Origin of the sequence: Mesorhizobium sp. M0894 (genome assembly GCF_040319725.1) — a bacterium.
In the GTDB taxonomy this organism is placed as follows: domain Bacteria; phylum Pseudomonadota; class Alphaproteobacteria; order Rhizobiales; family Rhizobiaceae; genus Mesorhizobium.
The window spans coordinates 160264-181755 of sequence record NZ_JAMYOG010000011.1 but is presented as its reverse complement, the minus strand read 5'-3'; the positions used below and the strand labels follow the sequence as shown (position 1 = coordinate 181755).

Here is a 21492-nt window from a genome sequence, read left to right as displayed (position 1 = left end):
AGCTCAGCCCGGCCTGAGCATCGAGTGGGAAATCGCGAAGATGCGCTCAGTGCCAAGCATATAGGCCATCAGCGTTTCGCGGCGGAACAGCCCGGCATAGGCGCGGTCAAGGAGATTGAGCGAACCGGTGTAGGCGCCGAAGGCCGGCATGATCATGCGGCCGCCATCGCCGGCAAAGCAGCGCCGCCGCACCGAACGGCCTTGCTGGACGATGCGGGCGCAAGGATGCAGATGGCCTGATATCTCGCCCTCCACCCTTATCGCCGAAGGCTCGTGCCGGAAGAGCAGAGAGCCGATGGCCAGCTCGCGCACGGTGTCGCCCGGCAGGTCGGCCGGTGCTTCCGGGTCATGATTGCCGGCGACCCAGAACCAGTCGCGCCCAACCATCAGCCCTTCCAGCCTTTCGCGAAAGCTTGCGTGCATGCGCGCGGCGCCGCCGCCATCGTGAAAACTGTCGCCCAGGCTAATGACGATCGCAGGCTGATAATCGGCAATCACCGTCTGCAGCCGGAGCAGCGTGGCGCCGGTATCGTAAGGCGGAACCAGCGTGCCGCGCCTGGCCAGTGAGGAGCCTTTTTCCAGATGCAGGTCGGATACGGCCAGAAGCCGGAATTCGGGAAAATAGAGCACGCCGCGGCGGTCGCAGATCGCGCGTTCGCCAGCGATACGGACGGCGCCCGTATCCGCCAGAGTCGCAGCCATTGCCAGCGCCACAGTCATTTCGTCCCCATGGCTTCCTCGACCAGCGTGGCTGCATCCATCAGCAGCGTCTCATCGGCCTCGCCGTGCACCGGCATCTTGCCGATCTCAAGCATGATCGGCACGGCGAGCGGCGATATCTGCTCGAGATTCTTATGCATGATTCGACCCTGGACGCGCGAGAGCATCTCGGCAAGTCTGCTGACATCCAGCAGACCGGTCGCGGCATCGGCCCGCGTCGCCTGCAAAAGGATGTGGTCGGGCTCATGGCTGCGCAGCACGTCGTAGATGAGGTCGGTCGACACGGTCACCTGGCGGCCGCTCTTCTCCTGGCCCGGGTGGCGTTTCTCGATCAATCCCGAGATCAGCGCGCAATTGCGAAAGGTGCGCTTCAACAGCCAGCTGCCGGCGAGCCAGGCTTCGAGGTCGTCGCCCAGCATATCTTGATCGAAGAGCGCAGCCAGCGACGGTTTCTTCGCCCTGAACATGTGACCCATATCGGCCAGCGACCATATGGCAAGCGCATAATCGGTGGCGACGAAGCCGAGCGGCCTGGCTCCCGCCCTGTCGAGGCGGCGGGTCAGCAGCATGCCCAGCGTCTGGTGCGCCAGCCTGCCCTCGAACGGATAGGCCACCAGGTAGTAGCGGTTGCCGCGCGGAAAGGTCTCGATCAGCAGATCGTCGCGTTTCGGCAGCACCGACTTGTCGGCCTGGAAACGTAGCCAGTCGGCGACCTGCTCCGGCAGCTTCTTCCAGCGCTGCGGATCGTCCAGCATGGCGCGCACCTGTTCGGCTAGGTACGTCGAAAGTGGGAATTTGCCGCCGCCATAGTACGGCACCTTGGCGTCGCTGCCCGGCGCGTTCGAGACGAAGCACTCACTCTCGCGGATGCCCTCGAAGCGCAGCACCTTGCCGGCGAACATGAAGGTGTCGCCGTGCGTCAGCGTTTCGAGGAACGCCTCCTCGATCTTGCCAAGAACCCGACCGCCACGCGAAGCCGCGCCTCTGCTGCCGGCCTGGACGTAGCGCACGTTGAGCGCCGGCACTTCAATGATGGTGCCGACATTCAGCCGGTATTGCTGAGCGACGCGAGGATTGGACACCCGCCACAGCCCGTCCTTGTTGAGACGAATACGGGCGTAGCGTTCGTAGTTCTTCAGCGCATAGCCGCCGGTGGCGACGAAATCGATGACGCGATCGAATGTCGGCCGGTCGAGATCGGCATAGGGTGCTGCCGTTCGCACTTCCTCGAACAGCGCATCGGCCTGGAACGGCGCACCGCAGGCGCAGCCCAGCACGTGCTGCGCCAGCACGTCGAGCCCGCCATTGACCAGCGGCGGCGTATCCTGGGCGCCCAGATAATTGGCGTCGAGCGCCGCCCTGCATTCCAGCACCTCGAAGCGATTGGCCGGGATCAGGATCGCCTTCGACGGCTCGTCCATACGGTGGTTGGCCCGACCGATGCGCTGTGCCAGCCGGCTGGCACCTTTCGGCGCGCCGACATGGACGACCAGGTCGACGTCGCCCCAGTCGATGCCGAGGTCGAGCGTCGAGGTGGCGACGATGGCACGCAAGGCGTTCTCGCCCATCGCTTTCTCGACGCGCCGGCGCTGGGCGACGTCGAGCGAGCCATGGTGTAGCGCGATCGGCAAGGTGTCCTCGTTGACCCGCCACAACTCTTGGAACAGCAGCTCCGCCTGGCTGCGCGTGTTGACGAACAGCAGGGTTGTCTTGTGGCGCTTGATCTCGTTGTAGATCTCCGGCGTTGCGTAGCGGGCCGAATGACCCGCCCACGGCACGCGCTCCTCCGAATCGAGAATGGAGATCTCGGGCTTGGCGCCGCCAATGACGACGATCAGTTCGGCCATCGGCCCCGGTGGATTCTGGCTGACCAGCCAGCGCCGCAATTCGTCGGGCTCGGCGACCGTCGCCGACAGGCCGATCATCTGCAGGGCGGGCACAAACGAGCGCAGCCGGGCCAGGCCAAGCGACAGGAGGTGCCCACGCTTCGAGGTCACCAGCGAATGCAGTTCGTCGAGTACGACATAGCGCAGGTCCTCGAAGAAGCGCCTGGCGTCGGGCGCGGCAATCAGCAGCGCCAATTGCTCGGGCGTGGTCAGCAGAATGTCGGGCGGCGCCAGCTTCTGCCGCTGGCGCTTGTGTGCGGGCGTATCGCCGGTGCGCGTCTCGACAGTAACCGGCAGCCCGATCTCTTCGACGGGTTTGCCGAGATTGCGCTCGATGTCGACGGCCAGCGCCTTCAACGGCGAGATGTACAGCGTGTGGATGCCGCGATGCGCCTGCCCTGGCCTTCTCCTTGGCCGGCCGGCCAGTTCGGTCAGCGATGGCAAGAACCCGGCCAGCGTCTTGCCGGCGCCGGTCGGGGCGATCAGCAATACCGACTGCCCGCCCTGAGCCTTGGCCAGCAATTCGATCTGATGGGCGCGCGGCGACCAGCCTTTTTCCGCAAACCATTTGACGAATGGCTCGGGCAGGACGACGGCGGCTTTCTGTTCGGCAAGGCGCGGCTGCTCTGTCACGCGTCAGAGGTAGCGCGGCGGCGCGCGATCGCCAAGCAGAATCAGAACAAAAGGTGATCGATTCGCGTTACGGCCGGCGAAACCCCGTCGGACCGCCATAGAGATAGCCGATACGGGCGATCGCTTCGCTCAGTCCTTCACGCGATACCAGCATGGTGTGGCCATTGGCGTGGATTATCGTCTCGGCGTCGGTCATGATAGCGACGTGGCCTTTCCAGAACACCAGGTCGCCGCGCTGAAGCCCGGAAAAGTCCGGCCCCGGAACGAGCGGCTCGCCGATGGTTGCCGCCTGCATGTCGGAATCGCGCAGCACCTGCCTGCCGGCCATGCGCATCGCCAATTGCACGAGACCGGAACAGTCGATGCCGAAGCCCGAGGCGCCGCCCCACAAATAAGGCGTGCCGAGAAAGCTCTCGGCAACAGCAACGTAGTCGGCGGCCGCCTCGGCGACAGGCCTGAGATGACCCGAGATGACCGCTTGACCGGACGGCAACAGCGCATAATGCGTGCCGCGTGTTTCGGCTGAGCCCGTCACCGTCACCAATGATCCCATCGACAATTGCCCGCTCACCGGAAAGCGCAAGTCGGGTCCTGGATAGAGAAAGGTGCGCGGCACCGAAACGATATGGGTCGGCGCATGGTCCCGAGCGCCCAACGCCGTGTCGGCGACATAGCCGACATAGCCGTCGCATTCGCCCTGGATCCAGGCCCAGCCTTCTGCGTCCTCGAAGACGAGAATGTCATCGCCGAACAGAAGCTGTGTGTTGACACCGGCATTCGGCCGTGGCGCCTTGCGGATGTCGGCCACGGAAGCGGTGATGCGAGCCGGCCGGCCGGCGACGAACCGGTCGGCGGCGACCTCGCCTCTCAGCCTGGCATCGGCGAGATCGGAGCGGAAGGCATGGAGGCGGGCATCCCTGGCGGTCAAATCGGCAACTCGTTCAAATGGACAATTTGGTCAAATCGGCAGCTCTTGGGCTCTGGCAATGATAACATCGCCGAAGCGTTCGACAAAGAGCGCACCTTCGACTGTGCGCCTGACCAGCACGTTGCGCTTGTCGAGCTCGTCGCGGTGGCGCGACACCAACTTCAGCGCCCCCATCGTGTCGAGCGCACGGGTGATCACCGGCTTGGTGACATTGAGGCGGGCAGCCAGACCGCGCACCGTGTGCGGCGGCGGATCGAGATAGATGGTGAACAGGATCGCCGTCTGGCGCATGGTGAGATCGGGTGCGTCGTCGCGCACCTGCGACAGCACCACCTGCTGCCACAGTCGCAAGGCCTGACTTGGACGCATGATAATCGACATCCGTCCAGCATGACGGAAAACTGTTTCGGTTCCGTTTCAGTCAACACCTTCGTCGGCTATGCCGAGACATCATCCGCCGAAGCGGTTCGAAATGACACGCTCCAGCGCCCGGATGCCTTGCGCCTCGCCGCCGGCAAGGCCGTGCGGGCGGTCCGACGGGTTCCAGGCGAAGATGTCGAAATGCGCCCAGCTGGCGGTCTTTTCGACGAAGCGCTTCAGGAATAGCGCCGCGGTGATCGAGCCGGCGAAACCATCCGACGTGACGTTGTTGATATCGGCAATTTTCGACGCCAGCTTGGCGTCATAGGGCTTCCACAACGGCATGCGCCATAGCGGATCCTCGACCGCAACGGAGGCGTCCGCCAGCTCGGATGCAAACGCCTCGTCACCGGTGTAGAAGGGCGGCAGGTCAGGGCCGAGCGCAACACGGGCAGCGCCTGTCAGTGTTGCCATATCGACCAGCATATGCGGCTCCTCGTCATCGGCCAAGGCTAAGGCATCGGCGAGGACCAGCCGCCCTTCAGCGTCGGTGTTGCCGATTTCGACGGTGATGCCTTTGCGGCTCACCAGCACATCGCCTGGCCGGAAGGCGTTGCCGGCTATCGAATTCTCGACAGCGGGGATGAGCACGCGCAGCCGGACCTTCAACCCGGCGGCCATAATCATGGAAGCGAGGCCCAGCACGTTGGCAGCGCCGCCCATGTCCTTCTTCATCAAAAGCATGCCCGAGGAGGGCTTGATGTCGAGGCCGCCTGTGTCGAAGCAGACGCCTTTGCCGACCAACGTCACCTTGGCGGCATTCTTCGGCCCCCAAATCATGTCGATCAGGCGCGGGGCGTCGGCCGAAGCGCGACCGACGGCGTGGATCATCGGAAAGTTGGCGGCGAGAAGATCGTCGCCCTTGGTCACCGATATTTCGGCCTTGTGCGTCGCGGCCAAGGTCCAGGCGGCATTCTCCAGCTGGCCGGGACCCATATCGCTGGTCGGCGTGTTGACCAGGTCGCGTGCCAGGAAAACGCCATCGGCGATGCGTCTGACGCGAGCGGCGTCGGCGCCGGACGGCAGCGCGAAGCGAAGCGTCCTGCCAGGCTTCTTGCCATAGCGGGTGAAGACATAGCCGCCGAGCGCCAGCGCGAGTGCCGTAAGCTCCGGCTTGGCCGGTGCGGACGCAAGACGCCAGTCGCCTTCGGGCAAGGCTCTCGCCAGTGCCCCGACGGCCATTGCGCCCTCGGCGTCGCCGGTGCCGAACAGGGCTCCGGCAATCGCACCGTTGTCGCCAGGCACAACCAGCGTCCTGCCGGCCTCGCCGGAAAAGCCGTTGGCCTTGGCCCAGGCGACCGAGGATGGCGCAAGGCCCCCCGCCGCCTGTGCATCCTTCGCCACCAGATGGACCGGCAGCGCATTGCTCAATTTTTTCTCGACGAGTTCGACAGGCATTCCCTGGTCTCCGGCTTCTGAGTCGGCGTTTCTTAACTCTCCGTTAGGGTTAACAGAATATTTCTGCGGGAGGGAAGATGACCACGCAAATGGTCACGCGCATGAACGGAGCCCTGGTGCCGATGCCGACCGACCGCAGGATGAACGCCAGCGCAAACAGGCTGATCACCACGGCGTTGATGATGGTGCTTGCCGCAAGCGTCGCTGGCTGCGGAACCAGCAAATTGACGACTGGCTCGATTTCTCGCCCAAGCGGCAAGCCGCTGGAAACAATGTCGGCGGGCGAACTGCACAACGCCACGATGGCGCTCGGGCAGTCCTACTCGAAAAGCCCCAACGACAAGCGGATCGCGACAAACTATGCCGCGGCGTTGCAGATGGACGGTGACGCCGACCAGTCGCTTGCGGTGATGCGCAAGCTGGCGATTGCCTTGCCGAAGGACCGCGACGTGCTCGCCGCCTATGGCAAGGCGCTTGCCGCCAACGGACAGTTCGAGCCGGCTCTCGATGCCGTGCGTCGCGCGCAGACGCCCGAATATCCTGACTGGAAACTTGTATCGGCGGAAGCTGCCATTCTCGACCAGCTCGGCCAAAAGGACGAGGCGCGTCAAGACTATCGCAAGGCGCTGGACCTCAAGCCGAACGAACCGTCGATCCTTTCCAATCTCGGCATGTCGTACGTGCTGGAAGGCGATTTGCGCACGGCCGAAACCTATATGCGCTCGGCCGCCCAGCAGCCGAATGCCGACAGTCGCGTCCGCCAGAACCTAGCGCTGGTCGTCGGTCTGCAAGGACGTTTCGACGAGGCCGAGAAGATCGCCTCACAAGAGCTGTCGCCGGAACAGGCGCAGGCCAACGTCGCTTACCTTCGCCAGATGCTGGCGCAGCAGAATGCCTGGAGCCAGCTCAAGGAGCAGGACAAGGCAAAGCCTGCCACCAACTGACCGCTTCGAGCGCCGAACCGGCGCGAGAATTCCGCAACATGTCAAACGCAAGGAGCCGCGCGACACCGGCAGCGCGGCTTTGAATCGTAGCAGCGTTTGTGGCGACGCCGCTTGGGCTACTGGCTGCTCGATTTCGGCTGGTCGCCAAAGATGCCGCGCTGACTCACCTGGATGCCGGCGGGACCCAGAATGATGGCGAACAGCACCGGCAGGAAGAACAGGATCATCGGCACGGTAAGCTTCGGCGGCAGCGCGGCCGCCTTCTTCTCGGCGGCATTCATGCGCATGTCGCGGCTCTCAGCGGCAAGCACGCGCAGCGCATGCGCCACGGGCGTACCGTAGCGCTCGGCCTGAACCAACGCCTGGGACACCGACCTGACGGATTCGAGGCCAGTGCGGCTTGCAAGGTTCTCGTACGCCTGCTTGCGCTCCTGCAGATAGGAAAGTTCGGCATTGGTCAGGATGAATTCTTCCGCCAATGCCACCGATTGCGCGCCGATCTCATCGGCGACCTTGCGAAGCGCTGCTTCCACCGACATGCCGGACTCGACGCATATCAGCAACAGGTCGAGCGCGTCCGGCCACGCCATCTGAATCGACTGCTTGCGCTTGGTCGCACGGTTGTTGACGTAGAGCACCGGCGCGTAGAACCCCGCATAGGCAACCACGATGCAGACGAACAGCTTCACGAAAAGCGGCTGCTCGGGCAGTCCTCCAAGCACGAACAGATATATGGCCGCCAATGCAAAGCCGATGAAGGGCAGGACGAGGCGGAAAAAAAGGAAGCGCGTCAGCGGATTTTGGCCGCGAAAACCCGCCACTTTCAATTTCTGCAAGGTACCTTCGTCCGCCAGCGCACGCCTGAGATCCAGGCGATCGACAATATTGCGCATGCCGACCGACTGCTCTTCGCGCAGGCCCTTGCGGCGGCGGTCGGCTTCGACTGCCAGCCGCGCGCGCTGTTTGGCGCGCAGCTCATCGCGCTCCAGCGCCACGGATTTCATGCGCGCCTTGAGCTGGTTCCCGCCAAAGGCGGGCAGCAGCGTGAAGACCGTCGCAAACACCGCGATGCCGACCAGCAGTGCGATCAGCAGGGACGGGTCGGTGAGAGTTCTGATGACGTGATCGGTCATACGCGCGAATCCTAGACTTCGAAGTTCATCATCTTGCGCATTACCAGGATACCCATCGACATCCAGACGCCGGAACAACCGAGGATCAGATGGCCGGTGCTGGTGGTAAAGAGGGGCATGATGTAGTTCGGGCTCGTCAGATAGACGAGAAAGGCAACGACGAAAGGCAGCGCGCCGATGATCACGGCGGATGCCTTGGCTTCCATAGACAACGCCTGGACCTTGGCCTTCATTTTCTTGCGGTCGCGAAGCACGCGCGAAAGATTGCCCAGCGCTTCGGAAAGATTGCCGCCGGCCTGAGACTGGATCTGGATGACGATGCCGAAGAAGCTCGCCTCGGTGCACGGCATCGTTTCGGGCATGCGCATGGCCGCGTCGGGGATCGACAAACCCATTTGCTGCGAATCGACGATGCGGCGGAACTCGGTCTTGACCGGCTCGGGGGATTCATTGGCGATCAGGCGCACGGCGTCGTTCAGCGGCAGGCCGGATTTTACCGCACGCACGATGATGTCGAGCGCGTTCGGAAATTCGTTGAGGAACGCCTTGACGCGGCGCGCGCGGCGAAACGAGACGAACCAGCGCGGCAGACCCAAGACACCGACCAGCAGCGCGGCCGGCAAGACCAGCAGCGGTGCGCCGATGAAATAGACCAAAGCCGTCAAGACGACGCCGCAGACCGCCGAGTAGACATAGAAGCGCTCAATCGAGACCTTCATGCCGGCCTGGCGGATTTGGATCTTCAGCGGTGGTTTCTTGGCCAGGCTCTGATTGGACTTTTGCTTTTGGTCGAGATCCTTCAGCGAATCCTGGACGGATTTGCGACGCTTGGCCGCTTCCGCCACGCGATCGCGCGAAGCCTTGACTACGGAACGATCCGTCTCGGCGGTCTTGATCGATTCAAGCCGCTTGCCGACCTGCTTCTCGGTGCTGATCCGATTGAATAGGAAAGCATAGGCCACTGCGCCGGCGCTGAAGCCGGCGAGCACGACGAATGCCAATACGGTGCTGTCAATCCCGAACATCGACCCTGGCCCCCACGCTTCCAGACGGATCAGTCAGCGCGTTTCTCCATCGCCTCGAGCGCAACTGCTAGGCGCTGCTCCTCGCCATAGTAGCGGGCGCGCTCCCAGAAATGCGGACGGCCGATGCCGGTCGACACGTGCTCGCCCAGCAACCTGCCGTTCGCATCCTCGCCCTTGATGTTATAGAGAACGATGTCCTGGGTGATGATGACGTCGCCTTCCATGCCGATCACCTCGGTGATGTGGGTGATGCGCCGCGATCCGTCGCGCAGGCGTGCAGCCTGTATGATCACGTCGACGGAGCCGACGACGATTTCGCGTACGGTTTTTTGCGGCAGCGTGTAGCCGCCCATGGCGATCATCGACTCTATACGGTTGAGGCATTCGCGCGGGCTATTCGAGTGGATCGTTCCCATCGAGCCGTCATGGCCGGTGTTCATCGCCTGCAACAGGTCGAACACTTCGGGTCCGCGCACCTCGCCGACGATGATGCGCTCGGGCCGCATGCGCAGACAGTTCTTGACCAGATCGCGCATGGTCACTTCACCCTCACCTTCGAGGTTGGGCGGACGGGTTTCGAGACGTACCACATGCGGCTGCTGCAATTGCAGCTCAGCCGAGTCCTCGCAGGTAATGACGCGTTCCTCGCGGTCGATATAGTTGGTCAGGCAATTGAGCAGCGTCGTCTTGCCGGAGCCGGTACCGCCCGAAATGACGATGTTGCAACGGACGCGGCCGATGATTTTGAGAATCTCGGCGCCTTGCGGCGAAATTGAGCCGAACTTGACCAGCTGGTCGAGCGTCAGCTTGTCCTTCTTGAACTTGCGGATGGTAAGGGCGGTGCCGTCGATGGCCAGGGGCGGTGCGATGACGTTGACACGGGAACCATCAGGAAGACGCGCATCGCAGATTGGGCTTGATTCATCGACGCGGCGGCCAACCTGGCTGACGATACGCTGGCAGATGTTGAGGAGCTGCTGGTTGTCGCGGAAACGGATGCCGGTCTGCTCGACCTTGCCGTTGACCTCGATGTAGACGTTCTTGGAGCCATTGACCATGATGTCGGCAATATCGTCGCGGGCAAGCAGTGGCTCCAGCGGCCCGTAGCCCAAGACGTCGTTGCAGATATCCTCGAGAAGCTCTTCCTGCTCGGCGATGGACATCGCGAAGTTCTTGATCGCGATGATGTCGTTGACGATGTCGCGGATTTCCTCGCGCGCGCTTTCGGGATCGAGCTTGGCGAGCTGCGACAGATCGATCGTGTCGATGAGTGCGGAGAAGACCTGGCTTTTGGTGTCGTAATAGCTCTCGCTGCGCTCACGCTGAATCCTTTTCGGCTCCGGCGCCAATGGCGGCGGCTCGACCGCACGGCGAACCGCTGGCCCTGCAGGCGCGCCGGATGGCGGCAGCGCCCCGGGCCTGGCAGCTACCGCCGCTTCCACAGGGTTCGCGGCCGCCGGCGCGGCAGGTGCGGGTGCTGGCTGACGGAATTCCGGGATGGTCCGGTTGCCGTCGTCGCTGCCTCTTTTACCAAACATGATCGCTTACCAATTCCACCGCTGCGGTATCACTTCTTGTTGCGCGAAAGCTTGCCGAGCAGGTTGCCGAGGCCAGCCTTTTTCTTCACCTTGATTTCGCTGCGCCCCGTCAGCACATGGGCAATCTCGTTGATCGTGGCGACGACGGGGCTCTTGGCATCCATCTCACCGAGCATACGTCCGTTGTTGGCGGCATTTCCGAACAAAAGCGGCTCGAACGGGATGACCGACATCGGCGAAAGGCCGAGCGATTCGGAGAAATCGGACGGCGTAATCTCGGGACGTTTCGGCACACCGGCCTGGTTGATCACAAGCTTTGGCGCAGGATCGTTTGGACGAAGCCGCTTCAGCATGTCGACCAGGTTCTTTGTGTTTCGCAGATTGGCCAGTTCGGGCGTCGCCGTGATAACGATCTCGTCGGCCTTGACCAGCGTGTTCTTGGTCCAGCCGGCCCACACATGGGGGACATCGAGCACGAGGAGCGGCGCGCTACGCTGGGCTATGTCGATAAGCTGGGTGAAGGCGTCGGGCTCGAAATCGTAGACCCGCTCCAGGGTCGAAGGTGCCGCAAGCAGCGACAGGTGCTCGGCGCATTGGGCGAGCAGCCGGTCGAGATAGACCTCGTCGACGCGTTCCGGCGAGAAGACCGCCTCGGCAATGCCCTGCGCCGGGTCCTGGTCGAAATTGATGTTGGCCGTTCCGAAGGCGAGGTCGAGATCGGCGACAACCACTTCGGACTTGAAAAGGGACGACATGGCCCAAGCCACATTATGGGCTATTGTCGAGGAGCCGACGCCGCCCTTGGCGCCGATGAAGGCAATCGAGCGGCCGATCGGCTCAGCTTCCGGATCAACGAAGATCGAGGACACCACGCTGACGATGTCGGCCATCGATACCGGGGCGATGACATATTCGGAAATGCCCGAACGGATGAGTTCGCGATACAGGCCGACATCGTTGTAATGGCCGACAACCACCACCTTGGAGGTCGGATCGCAGTGCTCGGAGAGCTGGGCGAGTTGTTCCAGCAACAGCTTCGGCTCGCTGCGCGATTCAAGCAGGATCAGGTTCGGTGTCGGCGCAGACTGGTAGAATTCGATAGCGGTGGGGATGCCCCCCATATGCACCTTCAGATGGGCCTTGGCCATACGGCGATCCTCGCCAGCGCGCTCGACCGGATTGGCTACGCCTTCGGTCTCGCAGAACGCCTGGATCGAAATGCGCGGGATCGGCCGCAACGCCTGCATCGCGGCAATATCCTGCTCCGAGGTTTCGCCGCCTGCTACCTCTGTGTCATAGGCAAGATTGCTCATTGTCATCTCTTTCAGTGACTTGCGCGGCTTAGGTCTGTTGAGCCTCAACACTCGTTAATATTCGACTTCCGAATTGCCGAGGAGTTCGTCCGAAATTCCTCTGTCGCGATAGACGTCGATCACCGCGCTCCGATTTGCCGCGTCGATGGGAGTCTGTTTGCGCGGCCCGATCAGATCGGCCGGATTGGCCATCTGGGCGGCAAGGTTGTTTTGGTACGAACAGCCGAAATCGGCATAATGCTTGTTTTCCGAAGTCTCCAGAAGGTCTTCCGGCCAGCGCCCGCATTTGTCCGTCTGAGCCTTCACCGAGACGTAGGCGACACGGACCGGGGCGGACGCTTCGGCCGAAACGGATTGATAGGACCGCACGGCGATCCGCTTCCGGCTGATGCCGCTGGCTATGGCAAGCCTGGCGAAATCGCGGCCGGCCGCGGCCGCTGCGATTTCATTAGCCGAGCCGCTCGGGACCTCAATCGTCAGCACCGGAGCCGCGCTCCTGTCGTATCCGTCCAGAAAGCCCAGGAGCGTGTCGCGCTGGAATCTGGTCATGCCACGGTCGCCGGCGCCGACCGGAAGGTCGATCTTCTGGATCTTCTCGGCGATGATGATCGGATGGGTGGTGCGATAGTCGTCCGGTATGGCACCGACCGTGACGCTGTCGCGATTGGCGCAGCCGGCCAGTGATGCCGCCATCACGACCGCCATGATGGGAACGGCCGGCCGCCAGATTCGCAAATGGACCGACCGCATCGCGGTGATCGCCTTTGTCTTCGATGCTGACTGAGACATGTCCGCTTCCCCGCTTACTTGTAGATGAAGCCGACAACGCCGTGATAACGGCCGTTGGGCTTGTCGGTCTGCATGGTGCCGTAGACGCGGTTGACGCGTCCAAGGAACATGGCGGCTCCGTCGCTGGCGGCGTTGAAATTGTCGTCAGGCTTGGCAAGGTCGTTGCGCGCCACCGGCTTCACCAGATAGGGCGTGATGATGATGACGAGCTCGGTCTCGTTGCGAACGAAATCCCTGCTGCGGAAGAGCGCGCCGAGCACTGGAATCTTTGTCAGGCCAGGCAAGCCGTTGACGGCTTGCCTGACATCGTCGCGGACGAGCCCGGCAATCATCATCGAGCCGCCCGAAGGCAGTTCCACCGTCGTGTCGGCCAAGCGTTTGCGAAGCGACAGGGCGTTCATGCCAAGGCTTTTTACGCCTTCGGAATAAGATACTGACCCTTCCGTTGTCGGCTCGGAGACCGACGTCCTGACTTTCAGGCTGATGCGGCCGGGAGACAGCACCACCGGCTGAAATTCCAGGCCAATACCATATTCGATCTTCTCGACTGAATAGGTTTTCAGACCTGTCTGGTTATCGTTGGAGACGGCTTCGGAAACGCCGGTCACCATGTTATATTCACCGCCGACCTTGAAGGTCGCCTTCTCGCCGGATACGGCCGTCAATGTTGGCTCGGCGAGAGTCTTCATGACGCCGGACTGTTCCATGGCGTTGATATAGGCCTGCAGCGTCGAGCTGCTGATAGAGAGGCCCGAGTTCGACAGCGACTTGCCTAAACCGGTGAAATTGTCGCTTAACGCGCTCCAGCTGATGCCGTTGCTGCTGCCGCTGCCGATCATGTTGACGCCGAGCTGCTTCATCACCGAGCGGCTGACTTCGGCAACCGTCACCTTGAGCGTCACCTGGTCGTCGCCGATAATCTGCAGCAGGTTGACGATCTTGCTGACGCGGCGCTCGGTGTCCGGATTGTTGATGTCGACGCCGGCATCGGCGGAGCCGCCGGCAGCGGTCTGCGAATATTGACCCGTGGTCGCTTCGCCGCCTGAGACGAAGATCTCCGCCAGGTCTTGCGCACGCTTGGCGTCCAGCGGAGTGTCAACGGTTCCGGTCAGAACGACATTGTCGTTCAGCAGCTCGACCTTGATCTCCGATGACGGGATGAAGCGCTTGATATAGTCCTCCAGCCCGGCAACATCGCGTTCGACCGCCAGATCAAGGCTGACGATCTGTTCGCCATTCGGGCCAAAGACGAAGATGTTGGTCTCGCCGACCGCCTTTCCGAATAGATAGATGCGCCTGGCGGTGCGGGTCACCGCATCGGCTACCGCGGGGTTGGCAACGAGAATATCGTAGGCATCGCTCGGCAGGTCGATGACCACCGATTTGTTGAGCCCGAGCTTCACTCGCTGGGTGGCCGTCGAGGCTGTGACCCTGGCATTGTTCGCCGCATGGGCATCGAGAGTGCCATACGCGTTCGTTCCAAGGAGAAACAGGCCGATCGCCGCAGCCAAGGTGACCGGCAGTTTGGTTTTTAGCTTCATTTCCTCGCCCCCACTTCGGAAACTTCGCCCGACTTGATCAACCGCACCGTTCCGCGCCGACCATTGCCGGAAACCAGGTAGTCGGCCTCCCCCACATTCTTGTCCTGGCTGTCCTTGATTGAGCGCAGTGCCAATGTCAGGCGATCCGCCATCTGCTGAGCGACGGTGATGATCTCGGACTGCTGCGGCGTCAGTTCCAGGGTGGCGGTCTGGCCGACCCTGGTCTTCTTGCCTTCCTCATCCTCCTGAATGGTCTGGTCGATCGCCAGGACGCGAATGTTCTTGAGGATAGTCTCGGTCGTAAAGCCCGGACTACCGCCATTGGCGGTATCGGCTCTGCGGGTCATGATGACGTCGACGAAATCGTTGGGAAGAATAAAGCCACCGGCCGAAGTGTCGGCCGAGATGCTTGTTGCGACAGCCCGCATGCCGGAGGGCAGGATCGACGACATGAAGCTTTGCCCCTCACCGATCAATTTCGAGCGCCGCAACGGCTCACCGGCATACAGCGCCACGCGCGCGACGCCGCCCTTCAGCTTATCCAGCGCTTCAGGCTCGGCGGCGCGGGTGATGAAATTTGCGTTGATGCCGGCGGACGGCCATGACTCCCAGGAAATGTTGTTCTCTAGCGGACTGCCCATCGGAACATCGCCGGAAAGGACAAGCACGTCCTGCAGCGCGATCGCCGGCGCTTGGGGGCCGGAATCGACAACCGGAGGCGGCGGAGGCGCGACCATGTTCTTCGCGACATAGCCTGCACCTCCGGCCGCGGCTATCGCCACGCCTAGAATAATCAATCGGGATGCTGGCATCTGTCCGAACCTCGCCCTTGGCAAACCACCTGGCCAAGCCGGACTTTGCAGCGGCAATCGTCAAAACAAGGTTAATGTTATACTTACGATCGTGATTAATTTAACGTTTACATAAATTAGAGCGACCAAGCGCGGCCCGAAGGAAAGACGTCGCCAACTCGCCAGGCCCGGCGCAAACGGAGTAACGCAAATCAGCCCGCCAGCCTGGCGAGAGCCCAGGCCATCAATGGCGAGTCCGGATAGGTAAGCAGACCGCCAATGCCAAGCGCAATGCCGTACGGAACACCGGTCGCGTCATCGGCGAAATGGCGCAGGAACGGATTGTGGCTTGTGACGGCGGCAAGCAGCGATTTTCGATAGGCGAGAATGGCAAGCGTCAGCAAGCCGCCTATGAATGTCGAGGCGACGAGATATTCGATGAGATGGACATTCAGTCCCATCCACATGGCAGTGGCGGCCAGGAGCTTCGCGTCGCCGCCGCCCATGCCGCCAAGCGCGAACAGGCCGAACGTCACCGCGAGAACCAAGCCGGCGGCGGCGAAATGCCAGCCATAGGTGGCCCAATCCATGCCGGTCAAAGGCGCTACCAAGGCGAAGACAACCACAAGCAGCACAGGCACGCGATTGGCGATCGTCATCGACAGCATGTCGGAGATCGCGGCAAAAAGCATGCAGAACGGAAAGACGACGAAGATCACGGCTTCAAGCATGGACGAACGCCTGTGGTCAAATTGTACCTGGCCTAACCTAGGCACATTCTATTAACGACTGATGAGACTTCAAAGTGTTTTGTTACTATAATGCAACAAGGGCCGCAACGGAGCGGCCCCTGTTCTTGAAAAGTGACTGGCCGCGTAGCTTAATTGACGCCGTTGACCTTGCTGGCGATCTTGTCGAACTTGGCGTTCAGCGCGTTGCCGAGCGAGCCGGCGCCAACCATGATGGCGAGCGCGATGAGGGCGGCGATCAGACCGTATTCGATAGCGGTCGCGCCGGATTCGTCCTTCACAAAACGTGCGATGAGGTTAGACATTCGAGCTCCTACTCCAATTGTTACAGCACTTCCGTCAACTTCTCTTGATGGCTGATCGGATGCTGCGAATGTAAGCGGAAGCTGTTTCGATCGGCTTAATAAACAGGCTTACCGATTCCTTTCCCGCTTCGATGACATTGCGTAGTTAACCCAGGACTAAAATACCGGCCACTGGGTCCACGGGCTAACAAAGGGCGCAAAAGGCGCAATTCGGCAAAGAGGTTTGAGCCGTGCCTGCTAGCCCAATGCCGGTTCCGGCTTAATCCTGAACTCCAGCCGCTTAACGGTTGGTTCACCAATCTCGTTCATGTTCTGTTGAACAGTTTGTTGCCGGGGAGCGCCTCAATGGCCGGGCCGAGATCGTCATTTCCAATTGCCGTGGTTCTTGCCGCAGCGGCTTTCGCCGTTCCAGCCAAGGCAGGCGCCGGCATCGAGGTCACGATGAACCAGGCAAAGATCGTCAAATTGTCGCGCGCCGCCGATACGATTGTCGTCGGCAATCCGGCGATCGCTGACGCCTCCGTGCAGGACGCATCGACGATCGTACTGACCGGCAAGGGATTTGGCGTCACCAATCTTGTCGTCCTCGATCAGGAGGGCAACCCGATCGTCGATGAGCAAATAACGGTCGTGCGCCAGGCAGCGTCGTCGGTGCGCATCTATCGGCGTGCCGAAGTACAGACCATGTCCTGCGCGCCATATTGCGAAAGCTCGTACAAGAGCGATGCCGAGAAGGCCTCTGAGGCCGAGATGAGCGCCGGGCATTAGCTAGCCGACTTCTCCACCTTTGCGGGAACGCTTCGGTTATTGCCTGGTTAAGGCCTTTCCGCCGAATTTAACGGTCATTCCAACCGGACTTCAATCGGTTCCGACTAATGGTGGGATCCGATGCAGAACTGGAATCGGCAGGTAGAGGACATGAGCAAGGCAGGACGAGCAGGTTTTCCCGGACGGTTTTTGGGCGACCGACGCGGAAGCACGGCGATCGAATTCGCCATGCTTGCAATTCCATTCGCGCTTCTTGTCTTCGCCATCCTGGAGAGCTGTATTTCATTTGCCGCACAAGAAGTGATGGCAAACGCCACAGACGACATCGCGCGCCAACTGCGTACCGGCCAGTTAAGACCGGCCGATGTGTCCGGGACCAAGCTGCGGGATATGATCTGCACCAAATTGGAGATCATGGTCGCCAAGACCTGTCCCGGATTGCTAGTGGATTTGCGCGAATATCCGACCTTCGCCGATGCGGCGCTGGCCGGTTTCAAGATCCAGGATGGCGATGTCGTGTTGACCAAGGGCACGAGCACACAGACCTTCACCGTCGCACCGGGCCTGGCGGAGTCGAGAAACATGCTGCGGGTTTTTTACAAATGGCCGGTGATGACCGACTTCATGGCCAAGTCGATGGCCAATCTGAAGGACGGCAAAACGCTGCATTTCGCTTCGATCACTTGGCAGAACGAGCCGTTCGACAACTGAACCACCTAGTCGCTTGAAAAGGGCAAAGCCATGATTCGTGCGGGGGCACAGCTGGGCATCGCAGAGATTTGTACAAGAGCAGTCCGGCTTTGCTCGGACCGCCGCGGTATTGCGGCTGTCGAGTTTGCCCTCATCGTGCCTGTCCTATTGATCATGTACTTTATGACCATGGAGGCCTCGCAAGCCATCGAGACCAGCAAGAAGGTCAGCCGCATCGGCAGCATGGTAGCGGACCTTGTCACGCAGCAGCAGACCATCAAGGCGGCCGATCTCGATGCCATCATCGCGATCGGCAGTTCCACGCTTCAGCCCTATAATCGTTCGAAACCGAAGATCATCATTACGGCGATACAGGTCACGGACGAGACGACGCCGAAAGTCTTGGTCGTGTGGTCGCGCAAAGTAGTCGATGGTGTCTCTAGCGTCGACGCCATCAAGGATTCCGCCACAACGGTCCCGAGCGCGCTCAAGATCAAAGGCACTTTCCTCATTCGGGTCGAAAGCGATCTCGCCTACAAGCCAATCATCACCTGGTCGGCGGATGGCCAAAGCCGGTTCGGGTTGAGCTCGGCCTTCAATTCGATATCGATGGCGGAAACTTATTATCTACGGCCGCGAAGGAGCCCGACCATTCCGTGCAGCGATTGCTGACGCCTGAAGCCCGCTAACCGGGCTGTTGCTATTGCTTGCGACCGCGGGCCGAGACCAGGTGCACGATGGCCGCAGCCAGCACATAATCCCTCGGACCGGCAACGGCGAACCCGCCGGAGTGTCTCGGCTCCAGAAGATCGTAAATGTCCGGCGCGGCTGATCTGAGATTGGTGAGAAAGACGGTGAGCCGGCGCTTGGCTTCGGGGTCCAGATCGCTGCGGACGGCGTGCGGGCCATACCTCAGCAGGCCTGAGGTCCATACGACCTGAAGCGACGATTTCGAGAGCCCTGCGGCCTCGAGCCTCGCCACCGTGCCGCCAGGAGGATTTGGCCGTCCCTCTGCCACAGCCGGGATCCAGCCGAATATGGCATCGGCCTCGCCCTCGACCAGCATTGCTTCAGCTTCGGCAGCCGAATTGGCGTGGGTCAAAAACGGCGCATCTTCCGCCACGTTGACCCCGTCTGCTGCCAGCCCGGCAAGCGGCAACAAAGCACCACCGACGCTGTCGAAAGGCGCCATGACGACCCGATGGACTGCCATGGCCATCAGATCGGGAACCCTCCCGTCGCGCGTCAGCAGTACGGAGCGGATGCCGATGGCGCCGCCGGAATCGAGCGGCGCCGCGAGAGGTTCGACACATCCGCACCGTTCGGAGGCGGCGGCGTAGGCGGTTGCCGAATAGATTGCATATTCGATCCGCGCATTGGCCTGCGCCTCGATCAACGACGTATAGTCGCGGGCAACGACAAACTCCACCTTCATGCCGAGCGCTTTGGTATAGGCGTCGGTCAGCAGCGCCAGACCTGGAACGGTGTTGCCGGCGCCAGGCTCGGCGACGATACCGATACGGAACGTTCCGATATCATCGCGCCAATCGGCACGCGCCAGGTTCGCGCAAGATGCATCCAGCAGCAAGGCCAGTACGGCAGCGAATGCTTTCAGGGCAGGCCTCATGCGAGCTCCATGCCGCGCATTTCGATCGGCAGATCGACCATGCCGCGATTCGTTTCTCCCGGACCAGCACGCCAAGCCGTGCCGTTCGGGTTTCCGAATTGCCAACGGCAGCGCGGAACCCTATGTCTGAGTCAACACCCAGGCAATGATGAACCTTTGATGGCACGCGCCTCCCTTTTTGTCCTTGACTCCTTCGGCATCGGCGGCGCGGCCGACGCCGAACGCTATGGCGACACTGGCTCCAACACGTTCGCACACATCGCGCAGGCCTGCGCGGAAGGCCGCGCCGATCGCGAAGGCCTGCGTGGCGGACCGCTTCTTGTACCAAACATGCTATCGCTCGGCCTCGGCCATGCCGCGGCAACGGCGACGGGTTTCAGGTTCGAGAATGGCGGCAGCGTCGAGTTTGCCGCCGCCTTTCACGGCGCGGCACAGGAGGTTTCGAGCGGCAAGGACACGCCATCGGGCCATTGGGAAATAGCCGGCCTGCCGGTCCGTTTCGACTGGGGTTACTTCCCCGACACGATTCCCGCCTTTCCAGGCGAGTTGACCGAAGCAATGGTGCGTGAAGGGAAGGTGCCCGGCATTCTCGGCAATTGTCATGCCCCCGGCACCGAGATCATCGAACGGTTCGGCGAAGACCATATCCGCACCGGCAAGCCGATTTGCTACACCTCGGTCGACTCCGTCCTGCAGATCGCCGCGCATGAGGTTCATTTCGGCCTGGAACGGCTTTACGACTTCTGCAAGATAGTGCGCGGGCTGGTCGATCCGCTGAATATCGGGCGCGTCATCGCACGACCGTTTATCGGTGAAACCGCCGCCACGTTCGCGCGAACGCATAATCGTCGCGACTATGCCGTACCGCCGCCGGAACCGACGCTGCTCGACCGGCTGACGGCGCGCGGCAGCCGGGTTATCGCAATCGGCAAGATCGGCGACATCTTCGCCCATCGGGGGATCTCGGAAGTCCGCAAGGCTGCCGGCAACATGGCGATGTTCGACAAAGCGCTTGGCGCCATGGAAGATGCCCGCGACGGCGACTTCGTCTTCGCGAACTTTGTCGACTTTGATACCGAGTTCGGACATCGGCGCGACGTCGCGGGGTATGCCGCCGCACTCGAAGCTTTCGACCGGCGCCTGCCGGAGGCATTCGCGCGGCTGAGGCCAGGCGATCTGCTCATTTTGACCGCCGATCACGGCAACGATCCGACGTGGCGCGGCACCGACCACACACGCGAGCGTATTCCGGTTATCGGCACACGGCCGGGTTTCAAAGGCGCGGACATTGGACTGAGGACGACATTTGCCGACATCGGCGAAACCGTGGCCGAACATCTCGGGCTGGCGCCCGGCCCATACGGCACCTCCTTCCATGCCACGATAAGCGGCCATGCCTGAGCTGCCGGAGGTCGAGACAGTCAGGCGCGGTCTGCAGCCGGTCCTTGAAGGTGCCCGCATCGTCGGTGTCGAGGCACGCCGGCCCGATTTGCGGTTTCCATTCCCCGAGAGATTTTCGGAGCGGCTGACCGGCAAGACGATTGCAGCGCTCGGCCGCCGCGCCAAATATCTGACGATGCACCTGGACAACGGCCCGGTGCTGATCTGCCATCTCGGCATGTCGGGTTCGTTTCGCGTCGAAACGGCCGACGAGAGTGCAACACCCGGCGCGTTCCACTATGAACGTTCGAAAAACACCGCTCACGATCACGTCGTCTTCGACATCACATCACCTGCCGGCGTCCGCTCTCGCGTGATCTTCAACGACCCGCGCCGCTTCGGGTTCATGCTGTTTTCGGAAGACGAGCCAGACATGCATCCGATGCTGGCGGGATTAGGTGTCGAGCCTACAGGCAATGCACTGGACGGCGCTCTGCTCGCTTCGCTGCTGAAAGGTCGCAAGTCACCGCTGAAGGCGGCACTTCTCGACCAACGGCTGATCGCCGGGCTAGGCAATATCTACGTCTCGGAAGCGCTTTGGCGGGCCGGCCTGTCACCGCTGCGCAAAGCGGGCACGCTCGCGAGAGCCGGCAAGAAAGCCAGAGAACAGAGCGAACGCCTGGCCGAAGCAATCCGCTCGGTCGTCGCCGACGCGATCGCCGCCGGCGGCTCGTCGTTGCGCGATTATATGCAGACCGATGGATCGCTGGGCTACTTCCAGCATTCCTTCGCGGTTTATGATCGCGAGGGCGAGGCCTGCTCCAAGCCTGGTTGTGGCGGGCACATCGAGCGTATCGTGCAAAGCGGTCGCTCAACCTTCCACTGCCGGACCTGTCAGGCTTGAAACACAAGCG

General features: G+C 61.8%; 21 protein-coding genes. 6 read left to right on the top strand and 15 right to left on the bottom strand.

Annotation, left to right across the window (positions count from 1 at the left end; all coding sequences use genetic code 11):
* Window positions 1-3: 3 nt before the first annotated feature.
* From pdeM to NKH91_RS21715, 5 genes are all read right to left on the bottom strand, one after another.
* Window positions 4-702, bottom strand: coding sequence for a ligase-associated DNA damage response endonuclease PdeM (gene pdeM, locus NKH91_RS21735; protein WP_502897786.1), 699 nt, complete (start codon window positions 700-702; stop codon window positions 4-6).
* A gap of 14 nt (window positions 703-716) precedes the next feature.
* Window positions 717-3239, bottom strand: a complete 2523-nt coding sequence (locus NKH91_RS21730) for a ligase-associated DNA damage response DEXH box helicase (protein WP_352483225.1) — start codon at window positions 3237-3239, stop codon at window positions 717-719.
* A 67-nt stretch (window positions 3240-3306) separates the two neighbouring features.
* Entirely contained in the window at window positions 3307-4167 is an 861-nt protein-coding gene (locus NKH91_RS21725; protein ID WP_352483226.1) for a C40 family peptidase, read from the bottom strand.
* Window positions 4168-4197: 30 nt separating this feature from the next.
* A complete protein-coding gene (locus tag NKH91_RS21720) occupies window positions 4198-4548 on the bottom strand; it encodes a MarR family winged helix-turn-helix transcriptional regulator (RefSeq protein ID WP_023719526.1) in 351 nt (116 codons plus the stop codon).
* Between the two features lie 69 nt (window positions 4549-4617).
* Entirely contained in the window at window positions 4618-5985 is a 1368-nt protein-coding gene (locus NKH91_RS21715; protein ID WP_352884976.1) for a leucyl aminopeptidase family protein, read from the bottom strand.
* 122 nt (window positions 5986-6107) lie between these two features.
* Here NKH91_RS21715 and NKH91_RS21710 point away from each other — a divergent pair, with 122 nt between their 5' ends.
* Window positions 6108-6929: a tetratricopeptide repeat protein gene (locus tag NKH91_RS21710; RefSeq protein ID WP_023719528.1), complete on the top strand. Its 822-nt coding sequence runs from the start codon at window positions 6108-6110 to the stop codon at window positions 6927-6929.
* A gap of 116 nt (window positions 6930-7045) precedes the next feature.
* Here the strand turns inward: NKH91_RS21710 and NKH91_RS21705 are convergent, their stop codons facing one another.
* From NKH91_RS21705 to NKH91_RS21665, 9 genes are all read right to left on the bottom strand, one after another.
* Entirely contained in the window at window positions 7046-8062 is a 1017-nt protein-coding gene (locus tag NKH91_RS21705) for a type II secretion system F family protein (protein WP_352483228.1), read from the bottom strand.
* A gap of 11 nt (window positions 8063-8073) precedes the next feature.
* The gene (locus NKH91_RS21700) at window positions 8074-9087 is read right to left on the bottom strand and encodes a type II secretion system F family protein (protein ID WP_352590859.1); all 1014 of its coding nucleotides are present in this window, start codon (window positions 9085-9087) and stop codon (window positions 8074-8076) included.
* Window positions 9088-9116: 29 nt separating this feature from the next.
* Window positions 9117-10625, bottom strand: coding sequence for a TadA family conjugal transfer-associated ATPase (locus tag NKH91_RS21695; protein WP_023719531.1), 1509 nt, complete (start codon window positions 10623-10625; stop codon window positions 9117-9119).
* 29 nt (window positions 10626-10654) lie between these two features.
* Window positions 10655-11938: a CpaE/TadZ family protein gene (locus NKH91_RS21690; protein ID WP_023719532.1), complete on the bottom strand. Its 1284-nt coding sequence runs from the start codon at window positions 11936-11938 to the stop codon at window positions 10655-10657.
* Window positions 11939-11992: 54 nt separating this feature from the next.
* Window positions 11993-12727, bottom strand: coding sequence for a CpaD family pilus assembly protein (locus NKH91_RS21685; RefSeq protein ID WP_352884978.1), 735 nt, complete (start codon window positions 12725-12727; stop codon window positions 11993-11995).
* Window positions 12728-12741: 14 nt separating this feature from the next.
* Window positions 12742-14268 (bottom strand): type II and III secretion system protein family protein, encoded by a 1527-nt coding sequence (locus NKH91_RS21680; protein WP_023719534.1) that lies wholly within the window; start codon window positions 14266-14268, stop codon window positions 12742-12744.
* The gene (cpaB, locus tag NKH91_RS21675; protein WP_023719535.1) at window positions 14265-15080 is read right to left on the bottom strand and encodes a Flp pilus assembly protein CpaB; all 816 of its coding nucleotides are present in this window, start codon (window positions 15078-15080) and stop codon (window positions 14265-14267) included. The genes NKH91_RS21680 and cpaB overlap by 4 nt, the downstream gene beginning before the upstream one ends.
* Before the next feature lie 191 nt (window positions 15081-15271).
* Complete coding sequence (locus NKH91_RS21670) at window positions 15272-15790, bottom strand: A24 family peptidase (protein WP_023719536.1); 519 nt, start codon at window positions 15788-15790, stop codon at window positions 15272-15274.
* A 149-nt stretch (window positions 15791-15939) separates the two neighbouring features.
* Entirely contained in the window at window positions 15940-16113 is a 174-nt protein-coding gene (locus tag NKH91_RS21665) for a Flp family type IVb pilin (protein ID WP_023719537.1), read from the bottom strand.
* A 345-nt stretch (window positions 16114-16458) separates the two neighbouring features.
* Here NKH91_RS21665 and NKH91_RS21660 point away from each other — a divergent pair, with 345 nt between their 5' ends.
* The 3 genes from NKH91_RS21660 (at window position 16459) to NKH91_RS21650 (ending at window position 18243) form a co-directional block, all read left to right on the top strand.
* Window positions 16459-16881: a pilus assembly protein N-terminal domain-containing protein gene (locus NKH91_RS21660; protein WP_023719538.1), complete on the top strand. Its 423-nt coding sequence runs from the start codon at window positions 16459-16461 to the stop codon at window positions 16879-16881.
* Between the two features lie 150 nt (window positions 16882-17031).
* Window positions 17032-17592, top strand: a complete 561-nt coding sequence (locus NKH91_RS21655; protein ID WP_031194173.1) for a TadE/TadG family type IV pilus assembly protein — start codon at window positions 17032-17034, stop codon at window positions 17590-17592.
* A gap of 30 nt (window positions 17593-17622) precedes the next feature.
* Window positions 17623-18243, top strand: coding sequence for a TadE/TadG family type IV pilus assembly protein (locus NKH91_RS21650; RefSeq protein WP_023719540.1), 621 nt, complete (start codon window positions 17623-17625; stop codon window positions 18241-18243).
* A 28-nt stretch (window positions 18244-18271) separates the two neighbouring features.
* Here the strand turns inward: NKH91_RS21650 and NKH91_RS21645 are convergent, their stop codons facing one another.
* Window positions 18272-19198 carry a phosphate/phosphite/phosphonate ABC transporter substrate-binding protein gene (locus tag NKH91_RS21645; protein ID WP_352884981.1) on the bottom strand — a complete coding sequence of 309 codons (927 nt, stop codon included), beginning with the start codon at window positions 19196-19198 and terminating at the stop codon, window positions 18272-18274.
* Between the two features lie 159 nt (window positions 19199-19357).
* On the opposite strand from NKH91_RS21645, the gene NKH91_RS21640 reads away from it, so the two are divergent.
* Together NKH91_RS21640 and mutM are read left to right on the top strand one after the other, a co-directional pair.
* A complete protein-coding gene (locus NKH91_RS21640) occupies window positions 19358-20599 on the top strand; it encodes a phosphopentomutase (protein WP_352884983.1) in 1242 nt (413 codons plus the stop codon).
* On the top strand, window positions 20592-21482 hold the full coding sequence (mutM, locus tag NKH91_RS21635; protein ID WP_023719543.1) for a bifunctional DNA-formamidopyrimidine glycosylase/DNA-(apurinic or apyrimidinic site) lyase: 891 nt from the start codon (window positions 20592-20594) through the stop codon (window positions 21480-21482). The genes NKH91_RS21640 and mutM overlap by 8 nt, the downstream gene beginning before the upstream one ends.
* The last annotated feature ends 10 nt before the right edge of the window (window positions 21483-21492 follow it).

Excerpts from the sequence above, each read along its gene's own strand:
- NKH91_RS21670 (WP_023719536.1), bottom strand. The coding sequence starts at position 15,790 with ATGCTTGAAGCCGTGATCTTCGTCGTCTTTCCGTTCTGCATGCTTTTT.
- NKH91_RS21715 (WP_352884976.1), bottom strand. The coding sequence starts at position 5,985 with ATGCCTGTCGAACTCGTCGAGAAAAAATTGAGCAATGCGCTGCCGGTC.
- NKH91_RS21665 (WP_023719537.1), bottom strand. The coding sequence starts at position 16,113 with ATGTCTAACCTCATCGCACGTTTTGTGAAGGACGAATCCGGCGCGACC.
- NKH91_RS21645 (WP_352884981.1), bottom strand. The coding sequence starts at position 19,198 with ATGAGGCCTGCCCTGAAAGCATTCGCTGCCGTACTGGCCTTGCTGCTG.
- pdeM (WP_502897786.1), bottom strand. The coding sequence starts at position 702 with ATGGCTGCGACTCTGGCGGATACGGGCGCCGTCCGTATCGCTGGCGAA.
- mutM (WP_023719543.1), top strand. The coding sequence starts at position 20,592 with ATGCCTGAGCTGCCGGAGGTCGAGACAGTCAGGCGCGGTCTGCAGCCG.
- NKH91_RS21655 (WP_031194173.1), top strand. The coding sequence starts at position 17,032 with ATGAGCAAGGCAGGACGAGCAGGTTTTCCCGGACGGTTTTTGGGCGAC.
- NKH91_RS21640 (WP_352884983.1), top strand. The coding sequence starts at position 19,358 with ATGGCACGCGCCTCCCTTTTTGTCCTTGACTCCTTCGGCATCGGCGGC.
- NKH91_RS21700 (WP_352590859.1), bottom strand. The coding sequence starts at position 9,087 with ATGTTCGGGATTGACAGCACCGTATTGGCATTCGTCGTGCTCGCCGGC.
- NKH91_RS21695 (WP_023719531.1), bottom strand. The coding sequence starts at position 10,625 with ATGTTTGGTAAAAGAGGCAGCGACGACGGCAACCGGACCATCCCGGAA.
- NKH91_RS21680 (WP_023719534.1), bottom strand. The coding sequence starts at position 14,268 with ATGAAGCTAAAAACCAAACTGCCGGTCACCTTGGCTGCGGCGATCGGC.
- NKH91_RS21690 (WP_023719532.1), bottom strand. The coding sequence starts at position 11,938 with ATGAGCAATCTTGCCTATGACACAGAGGTAGCAGGCGGCGAAACCTCG.
- NKH91_RS21720 (WP_023719526.1), bottom strand. The coding sequence starts at position 4,548 with ATGTCGATTATCATGCGTCCAAGTCAGGCCTTGCGACTGTGGCAGCAG.
- NKH91_RS21660 (WP_023719538.1), top strand. The coding sequence starts at position 16,459 with ATGGCCGGGCCGAGATCGTCATTTCCAATTGCCGTGGTTCTTGCCGCA.
- NKH91_RS21710 (WP_023719528.1), top strand. The coding sequence starts at position 6,108 with ATGCCGACCGACCGCAGGATGAACGCCAGCGCAAACAGGCTGATCACC.
- cpaB (WP_023719535.1), bottom strand. The coding sequence starts at position 15,080 with ATGCCAGCATCCCGATTGATTATTCTAGGCGTGGCGATAGCCGCGGCC.
- NKH91_RS21705 (WP_352483228.1), bottom strand. The coding sequence starts at position 8,062 with ATGACCGATCACGTCATCAGAACTCTCACCGACCCGTCCCTGCTGATC.
- NKH91_RS21685 (WP_352884978.1), bottom strand. The coding sequence starts at position 12,727 with ATGTCTCAGTCAGCATCGAAGACAAAGGCGATCACCGCGATGCGGTCG.
- NKH91_RS21650 (WP_023719540.1), top strand. The coding sequence starts at position 17,623 with ATGATTCGTGCGGGGGCACAGCTGGGCATCGCAGAGATTTGTACAAGA.